Origin of the sequence: Streptomyces sp. NPDC005774, assembly GCF_042871645.1 — a bacterium.
Classification (GTDB): domain Bacteria; phylum Actinomycetota; class Actinomycetes; order Streptomycetales; family Streptomycetaceae; genus Streptomyces; species Streptomyces pratens.
In genome coordinates, this window is record NZ_JBIAIV010000146.1 from 1 (window position 1) to 1,371 (window position 1,371).

Below are 1,371 nucleotides of genomic sequence, written 5' to 3' on the forward strand. Positions count from 1 at the left end.
TAATCAACGGCGGATCTGATGATCAAGGAGACGCCAGAGATGACCGAGACCGTTGTCGAGCAGGAGTCCGTGGAGAAGCCGGCGGTCACGCCGGTGCCGGCCGCGTCGGATGAGCAGTTGGTTGCGATGCTCGTGGACCGGGCACGATCCGAGGGGCTGCAGCTGACCGGTGAGGGCGGCCTGTTGCAGATGCTGACCAAGCGGGTGCTGGAGTCCGCCCTGGAGGGCGAGATCACCGATCACCTCGGATACGGGAAGCACGACGCCGAGGGCCGTAACAGCGGCAACAGCAGGAACGGAACCCGGGCGAAGACCGTGTTGACCGACGTCGGCCCGGTCGAGGTGAAGGTCCCCCGGGACGTGGCCGGCACGTTCGAGCCGCAGATCGTCAAGAAGCGGCAGCGGCGCCTGACCGGAGTGGACGAGATGGTGCTGTCACTGTCCGCGAAGGGGCTCACGCACGGGGAGATCTCCGCGCACCTGGCCGAGGTCTACGGCGCGGAGATCTCCAAGCAGACCATCTCGACGATCACCGACAAGGTGATGGACGGCATGGCGGAATGGGCCAACCGCCCGCTGGACCGCGTCTATCCGGTCCTGTTCGTGGACGCCATCAACGTCAAGATCCGCGACGGCCAGGTCGCGAACCGCCCCATCTACGTCGTCATGGCCGTGACCACCGAAGGCACCCGGGACATCCTGGGGATCTGGGCCGGCGACGGCGGCGAGGGCGCGAAGTACTGGCTGCATGTGTTCACCGAGCTGAAAAACCGCGGCCTGGACGATGTGCTGATGCTGGTCTGTGATGGTCTCAAGGGTCTTCCCGAGGCGGTGGAGGCCGTCTGGCCTCGAACGATTGTCCAGACGTGTGTGGTTCACCTGCTGCGGAACTCGTTCCGTTACGCGGCCCGTCAGGACTGGGACAAGGTCGCCAAGGCGCTGAAGCCGGTCTACACCGCGCCGAACGAGGACGCGGCGACGGAGCGGTTCGGGGAGTTCCAGGAAGCGTGGGGCAGGAAGTATCCAGCGATCATCAAGCTGTGGGAGAACGCCTGGGCCGAGTTCGTGCCCTTCCTCTCCTTCGACGTCGAGATCCGCAAGGTCATCTGCTCGACCAACGCGATCGAGTCCGTGAACGCGCGGATCCGCAAGGCCGTGCGGGCCCGCGGGCACTTCCCCAACGAGGCCGCGGCCATGAAGTGCATCTACATGGCGCTGATGAGCCTCGACCCGACCGGCAAGGGCCGCAAGCGGTGGACCATGCGCTGGAAGGCACCCCTCAACGCATTCCAGATCACCTTCGAGGGCCGGCTCACCCCGGCCAGCAACTGAACCTCAACAACCAAGATCAGCCGTTAACTTGACACACCC

At 65.2% G+C, this 1,371-nt stretch carries 1 protein-coding gene; it reads left to right on the forward strand.

Annotated elements, in window-relative coordinates:
* The first annotated feature begins 126 nt into the window (after positions 1-126).
* The gene (locus ACFYQA_RS39520; RefSeq protein WP_388928686.1) at positions 127-1,332 is read left to right on the forward strand and encodes an IS256 family transposase; all 1,206 of its coding nucleotides are present in this window, start codon (positions 127-129) and stop codon (positions 1,330-1,332) included.
* Positions 1,333-1,371: the final 39 nt, after the last annotated feature.

Excerpts from the sequence above, each read along its gene's own strand:
- ACFYQA_RS39520 (WP_388928686.1), top strand. The coding sequence starts at position 127 with ATGCTCGTGGACCGGGCACGATCCGAGGGGCTGCAGCTGACCGGTGAG.